The 6,387-nt window shown below is 65.1% G+C and carries 9 protein-coding genes; 2 read left to right on the top strand and 7 right to left on the bottom strand.

Annotated features, from left to right (window positions below; all coding sequences use genetic code 11):
• A partial coding sequence (locus tag RJ05_RS31575; RefSeq protein WP_444547123.1) for a nucleotide-binding domain-containing protein occupies positions 1 to 595 on the top strand: 595 nt, incomplete at its 5' end.
• A 777-nt stretch (positions 596 to 1,372) separates the two neighbouring features.
• Here the strand turns inward: RJ05_RS31575 and RJ05_RS28515 are convergent.
• Both RJ05_RS28515 and RJ05_RS28510 read right to left on the bottom strand, forming a co-directional pair.
• A complete protein-coding gene (locus RJ05_RS28515; RefSeq protein WP_036543206.1) occupies positions 1,373 to 1,579 on the bottom strand; it encodes a DUF397 domain-containing protein in 207 nt (68 codons plus the stop codon).
• The gene (locus tag RJ05_RS28510; protein WP_036543142.1) at positions 1,576 to 2,448 is read right to left on the bottom strand and encodes a helix-turn-helix domain-containing protein; all 873 of its coding nucleotides are present in this window, start codon (positions 2,446 to 2,448) and stop codon (positions 1,576 to 1,578) included. Before RJ05_RS28510 ends, RJ05_RS28515 begins: the two co-directional genes overlap by 4 nt.
• Positions 2,449 to 3,326: 878 nt before the next feature.
• Here RJ05_RS28510 and RJ05_RS28500 point away from each other — a divergent pair.
• A complete protein-coding gene (locus RJ05_RS28500) occupies positions 3,327 to 4,064 on the top strand; it encodes a class I SAM-dependent methyltransferase (RefSeq protein WP_036543136.1) in 738 nt (245 codons plus the stop codon).
• Between the two features lie 56 nt (positions 4,065 to 4,120).
• Here RJ05_RS28500 and RJ05_RS28495 read toward each other — a convergent pair whose 3' ends face one another.
• The 5 genes from RJ05_RS28495 to RJ05_RS28475 all read right to left on the bottom strand — a co-directional run bounded on the left by RJ05_RS28495 (position 4,121) and on the right by RJ05_RS28475 (position 6,338).
• Positions 4,121 to 4,381, bottom strand: a complete 261-nt coding sequence (locus RJ05_RS28495) for a DUF4235 domain-containing protein (RefSeq protein WP_036543133.1) — start codon at positions 4,379 to 4,381, stop codon at positions 4,121 to 4,123.
• Positions 4,378 to 4,737, bottom strand: coding sequence for a DUF3618 domain-containing protein (locus RJ05_RS28490; protein WP_162140662.1), 360 nt, complete (start codon positions 4,735 to 4,737; stop codon positions 4,378 to 4,380). The genes RJ05_RS28495 and RJ05_RS28490 overlap by 4 nt, the downstream gene beginning before the upstream one ends.
• Positions 4,737 to 5,147 (bottom strand): phage holin family protein, encoded by a 411-nt coding sequence (locus RJ05_RS28485; RefSeq protein WP_036543128.1) that lies wholly within the window; start codon positions 5,145 to 5,147, stop codon positions 4,737 to 4,739. The genes RJ05_RS28490 and RJ05_RS28485 overlap by 1 nt, the downstream gene beginning before the upstream one ends.
• A gap of 33 nt (positions 5,148 to 5,180) precedes the next feature.
• On the bottom strand, positions 5,181 to 5,606 hold the full coding sequence (locus RJ05_RS28480) for a DUF4383 domain-containing protein (protein ID WP_051017086.1): 426 nt from the start codon (positions 5,604 to 5,606) through the stop codon (positions 5,181 to 5,183).
• 153 nt (positions 5,607 to 5,759) lie between these two features.
• Entirely contained in the window at positions 5,760 to 6,338 is a 579-nt protein-coding gene (locus RJ05_RS28475) for a TetR/AcrR family transcriptional regulator (protein WP_051017079.1), read from the bottom strand.
• Positions 6,339 to 6,387: the final 49 nt, after the last annotated feature.

Here is a 6,387-nt window from a genome sequence, read left to right as displayed (position 1 = left end):
GGAATTCAAACGCGAACTGGCTGAGGCTGCTCAGCTCGTTTCCGCCGCCACAGGAACCAACGACTTGGTGGAAGCTGTCGAGACATGGCGGGACCTTCTCGGCGACGACTTTCCCGCGGTCCCCAAAGATGTGTTCCCCGTCCAACTGGCTGACGCTTCTCACGCGAAAGGGCCAGCAAGCCGCGGGTGGGTCGAGCGCCTTGATTCGCGGTACCAGGTGTCCATCCGAGCATGGAGCCGCCGTGGGCGGCGTGGCAGGAGAATCGGGTATCCGAACGACGGTCGTCTGCTGTTCCCGGGCTGCTTCATCGAGTTCAAGGCAGATCGAAGCGGACCCACTGACACCAGTGTTTGGTGGCGCGTCACCAATACCGGCGATCATGCGCGGGTGGAGCGGTCACTGCGAGGTGACTTCATCCAGGCGAAACGTATCGATGACAAACCCTCGCCTGATCCAGAACTGCATTGTGAACGGACCGCGTATACCGGCACGCACATCGTTGAAGTGTTCCTGGTCGCCGACACGCGGGTAGTGGCTCGTAGCGAACCGTTCAAAGTCAACATCTTCAACCGCCTGCACCCCTGGCGAGGGTAGGCCAGGCGTCGAGATTTATTAATGCCCTTGCCTGTGCGTTGACTCGCACCTCAGTCCACGCCTCCGGCTGCGTGCCAACAGCTGCAGATTCGGGTGGCTGGACTCGTCCGTGCAGGTCGGGTTCCGCAATGTTCGGTGGATCCGGGTGAAGCGTGCACCCAAGGTGGTATCGGCCGTGCATTGCCGATCGCGGCCGTGGCCGTGGCGTCAGCGGTTTTGTACGCACGAACGACGTACAACTGTCCATATTCGCGGCGCAATGGTCCACGGTGCGTTCAACTCCGGCACCGCATGCTTCATGGCGGCGCGCGAATCGAGGAGATAGACGATCAACACACCCGTCCAGCCGCGGGCGCTGACCGATTTGGAGGTCGGCGGCGTCAGACAGTTGCTGTCATCCGGTGCGCCGGGCGCGAGGGAATACCTGGCGCAACTGCCCTATGCGCGGGTTGTCGCCACCTGGGGCGTGGGACCGCCCAGCGTCGACCTGGCGGTGGAGCCCGGTGTGGCGCCGGCTGCGTCGATGGACGGGATCTTCGCCACTGGTGAGGTGAGCAACCGCGACGGTACTCCCGTCGGGGAGGTTCTGCCGTGGGTCGAAGGCGGATCGCTGAGCGGGATCGAGTACGCCTGGTACACCGACGAGCGACCCCGCTCGCTGCCCGATCCGAGCCGGATACAACCCCCTTCGCGCGGGAGATCGAGGGGCCCGCGACCCTCGATATGAGTGCGCCCCGCGCACCAGGCAGTGTCGCGGGGCACCGGATTGGGTTGAGGCTACGGGCGGTTGAACTCACCGGCGCGGGCGCCGGACAGGAACGCATCCCATTCGGACGGGGAGAAGACGATTGCCGGGCCGGTTGGGTTCTTCGAGTCGCGGACGCCAACCATTCCCCGGGCCAGGTGGGCGACTTCTACGCAATCGTGCCCCGCGCTGCTGTAGCTGGACTTGAACCATCGTGCATCAGACAGGTCCGCATTCACGCTCTGCACTCCCTACTCGCTGTCCTGAGCAGCCGTTTCGAGTCGGCCGGACTCAATGCAACCCCGCGAAGTTGGCCAAAGGCGCTGCGATACCGGTCGATCAACCCTTTGCGCTCGTAGTAGGTGGAAGTGCCGTAACCCTCGACGTAGACGATTGGGGGTTCGCCAGTGTTCTCGTCAAAGTCCAACAGCGTGTATTGACCGGTTGCGGTTCCGAGCGGGTATCGAGCGCCGAACGGGATGATCTGAACGGTGACGTTCGGCGGTAGGTCGGCCAGGTGTCGCAATTGCTCGGCCATGACCCGCGGCCCGCCGATAACACGCCGTATCACGGCCTCCTCGAGCAGTAGGTGCACCTTGACCGGGTCATAGCGGCGGGTGATGATGCGCTGCCGATTGAGCCGGACACGCACGCGCTCGTCCAGCTCGTCAGGGGTTGCCCTCCGAAAATATGCGGAGTCGAGAGCCCTTGTGTACGCCGCCGTTTGTAACAGACCAGGCAGTAGCTCGGGCCGGTACATCGTCAGCGAAGACGCGATGGTTTCCAGATCGAGCAGGAGCGCGAACATTTCGGGGATGACGTCGCCATACTTATGCCACCAGGCGCCGCCCTCGCCTTCGCCGTTTCTCGCCCGTTTCGCGATTTCCAGTAGCCCGTCCAGACGTTCGGTCGCGTCGTACAGCTTCGTCAGGGCCTCGACATCCAACAGCCTGATCTTCGGGTTCTCGCCCTTCTCCAGACGTTGGACGGTTCCCGCGCCGCGTTCGATTCGTCGCGCGGCTTCAACGATCGAGAGTCCAGACGCTAGACGCAGTTCTCGAAGTTGCCGACCGAGCTGACGCCGCAGAATCGTAGTCGATTTGGTCACTGGTCCACATTATTGGGTGATACGTGCATGCTCCGATGGATGAGAGGTGCCGCCGTGGCGAATCGACACCAAAGTTGCTGCATAGAGCATAGTTTCCCACGCCGTGGCAGAGCCTTCTGCACGTATGGGCAAACTTCGCTGGATCACCCATGAAGGCGTGCCATCGCGCCGCGCACCCGGTTATCTGTGCGCAGCAGTCGATAGCCGGAAGCCCCCCAGCGGACCCGAAATCGCCGCCCTCGCTCGGTGGGACTCCCACAGGATCGCCGGAGCCGTCCCCTGTGGGAGGCAGGAAGCCCCTCCATCGCCCGGCTATCGGCTGCCCTCATCAACCTCGAGCGGAGCGCGCACCATGAAAGCCGTTGTGTATCTCCAGAATTCGTTCTGCGACCGGCACCTGTCCGGGATCGAGATGGAGGCGCGCGCCTTGGCGGCCCGATAGGGGTACTCGGTCGCGCGAACGGTAGTCGAATGCGAAAACGACACGCTGAGTTGGTTACTGGTGAAAGCGAAGGCGTTAAACGTCGATGTCATCGTCACGCCGACTATGCAGCACATTCAACACCGGGCCAATGATGTGCTCACCCGATGCGACTTGCTGACTGTGTATCCGAAACGGTTTGTCCCGAGGGGAACGCGCCTCGCCTTGGGCGAGTATCGCTGATGCCGGCCCGCAGCGGATCGACTGGTCGCGGGAAACGAAGAGGCGCCGGCCGCCGCGCTGTGCTCTAATCACCCCGTGATGATGTTCGCGCAGCCTTGGTGGCCGCTGCTCCAGCGGCCGTGAAGTGTGCGTTTCGACCGCCTGTCCCGGCGGTCGAAAGCGCTTGCGCGGTCGAGCATCATCGGTGGCGGGCGGCCCCGAGAGTGAGGAACCCATGACCACCAATCATTCCGCGGGATTCGGCGCCATTCTGCTCAGTTCACGGTCGGCGGCGGAGTATCGGGCGATGTTCGATCTCACCGAGGCCGATCTCGCTCGCCGCATCCTCGACTGCCCGGGTGGGGCGGCGGCATTCACGGCCGAGGTCTGTGACCGGGGTGGTGACGTAACGGCCTGCGATATCGCCTATTTCGATCGGACACCGGATGAGCTCGGTGCGTTGGCGGTGGCGGAGGCCGAGCGCGGAAGTGACTTCGTTCGCGCGCATCCCGAGCAGTACCGGTGGACGTTCTGCGCCGATCCCGATGATCATCGCCGCGGTAGGTCCACGTCGGCCGAGCGATTCGCTGCCGATATCCGGCAACACCCACACCGCTACGTCGCGGGCGCTCTTCCGAAGCTTCCGTTCGACAACGATTCCTTCGATCTGACGCTCAGCTCGCATCTATTGTTCAGCTACGCCGAGGATCTCGACTACGCATTCCATCTCGCGGCTATTCGTGAGCTGATGCGGGTCACTCGCGGCGAGGTACGGATTTTCCCGCTGGTAGCGGTGGGATCGTCGCAGCCGTATGCGCGGCTGAACCAGCTGATCGGCGAGCTGCGAACGCACGACATCGCGGGCAATGCCGTCGAGAGTTCGTATGAGTTCCAAGCGGGCGGGAATCGGATGCTGGTGTGCAGGAGGAGTCACGGCTCCCCCGGCAGTGACTGGAAGTGCGCCCTCCTCTGATGACGGGCGCATCTTCACTGATTGCCTTGGGCGAACGGAGTGCCCGGCCGGGCAATTCAATTCCCCGGCCAGGTCCCCGTGACGCGCTGGTAGCCGGTGGCGCCGGCGCGGTCGACGGCGGCCTTCACCACGCCGAAGATCGCGCCCTGTACGGCGGCGGCCAGCAGGACTTCGCGCCAGCCGTAGTCGCGGGAGGTGGCGTCGGGGGCTTGGTCTTCGCCGCTCAATCGGCGCCATACCTGGGCGAAGACGGCGCTGGCTGCGATGCCGCCGAGGACGCCGACGAGCGCTCCGAGCGGCTTGTAGAGCACTTTCATGCCCGCCTCCAGCGCACGATCAACCAGATCAGAGCGATCGCGGAGACGGCGCCGGCGGCGACATAGGCGGGTCGCCGTCGCGCGGTCTCGACCATGCGCCCGGTGCGGTCGACGACCGGGTCGGGCGCGAGATGCTTGGCCTTGCTGCGAGCCTGATCGGTGGTTTCGAGCACGGCGTGCTTGGCCTCGCTCACCCGGTGCCGCCCGGCCTCGGCGACATCGTGCATCTTGTCCTCGGCCCGGGAACGGACATCGAATTTGCCGCTCAGCTCGGCGACGGTCTCACCGAGTTCACGCCGGGTCAGATCGCGGTCCATGCGCAGCAGCTCCGCGTCGTCGGGGTCGGTGTCGCCCATCATCGCCTCCATTCCTTGACCACGTCGAGGTCCTCGCGCACGCCCTCCACTGCTTCCCGGGGAATGGGCGGGGCGGCCTCGGACACGTTCTTCTTACCGAGCAGTCCAAGCACCGCCGCCACGACGAGCAGTGCCCCGCCGACGATGAGGGCCGCCGCCCACCCCGGCAGCACCAAGGCCAGCGCCATGATCGCCGCGGCGATCAGTGCGGCGCCGCCGTAGAAGGCGAGCACGCCCGCGGCCCCAGCGAAACCCAGTCCCGTGGCGATTCCCTTTGTGCGGTCCTGCATTTCGATGCGGGCCAGCCGGATCTCGTCACGGACCAGCCGCGAGAGCTGAGTGGTTGCGTCGTCGACGAGCTCGCTGATCGAGCGCGTCTGCGGCGACGGCGCGTGATAGGTCTCGGCCATGGTGGATACCTCCTCGCCTGTTCGTCTGCCGCGCTACTCGATGATTCCCGGTTGCCGCCCCGACAGGTGCTGACCGGTGCTGGTCTTACGCGGCAGGATGACGCCGAGCGCGATCATGCCCAGGCCGAGCCCGAAGTGCAGCCAGTTGTCGGCGGTGTCGAGGGGCACGAAATTGGCGTCGCTGTTCTGGTCGATGACGAGGCCGTAGATCCACAGCACGAGATAGATCACGCCGCCGCCGATCAGGAAGCTGCGGGCAGCGGGCGGATTCGCGGCTGCGATCAGGCCGACGACACCGAAGGCCAGGTGCACGAGATTGTGCAGAATCGACACGTTGAACAGGCCGAGCAGCTGGGCTTCGGAATGATGGCCCGCCCATTCCAGAGTGTCGTAGTTCGTGGTGATGCCCGGAATGAATCCGAGGACTCCTACCAGGAGAAATGCCGCGCCCACGACCATCGCCGCGAGCTGGATCGGCGTGCGCGCTGTGACTGTGGTGTTGTTCGGCACGGGTCTGGTCCTTTCGTCGCACCGGCCGCGCACGCGTTGCTTGCCGCACGGCCCCGACATCGGCCGGATGCCCGGCAACGGCCTCGGCAAACACCCCTGCGGTTATTGCGGCAGGTAGTGGGCCAGCAGCACCGCGAGCTGGTGGCGCGCGTCGTCGAACGGATGCGCCGACTTCAGGGCGCGGCTCTGCACGATGGCCCCTTCGATCACCGACAACAACAACCCGGCCACCGAGCAGGCGGTGGCGCGTTCGACGCCGGCCTCGACGAGCCCGTCGGCGAGTCGGGCGGTCCATTCGGCGAACGCCTGCCCGGCCGCGGATTGCACGGGCGGCGTCAGCTCGTCGAGTGCGGCCGCCATCATGAACGAGCCCGCTCGGAAGTCGCTGGTTTCGAGGGCGCCGCGCCAGAACGCGAAGAGTTCGTCCAGCCAGCCTTCCACCGTCGGGGCCGTCGGCAACGCGTCGGCCATGGCGCTGACATGGGAGTACACCAGCCGCGAGACGATTCGGGCGGCGGTCTCCACCAGCTCGGTCTTGCCCGCCGGGAAGTGCTGGTACAAGGAGTTGCGGGAGGCATTGCCGCGTTTGAGCAGTTCACTCAGCCCGGCGGCATGCACACCGTGCTCTTGCACGGTGCTGATGGTCGCGGCGATCAGTCGGGCGCGGGGTCCGGCGGCCACTGAATTCCTCCAAGCCTTGATTGAACCGATCGGTCCATGTTAGAACTTC

Origin of the sequence: Nocardia cyriacigeorgica NBRC 100375 (assembly GCF_000308555.1) — a bacterium.
In the GTDB taxonomy this organism is placed as follows: domain Bacteria; phylum Actinomycetota; class Actinomycetes; order Mycobacteriales; family Mycobacteriaceae; genus Nocardia; species Nocardia cyriacigeorgica.
This window is presented reverse-complemented; position numbering and strand designations above follow the sequence as displayed.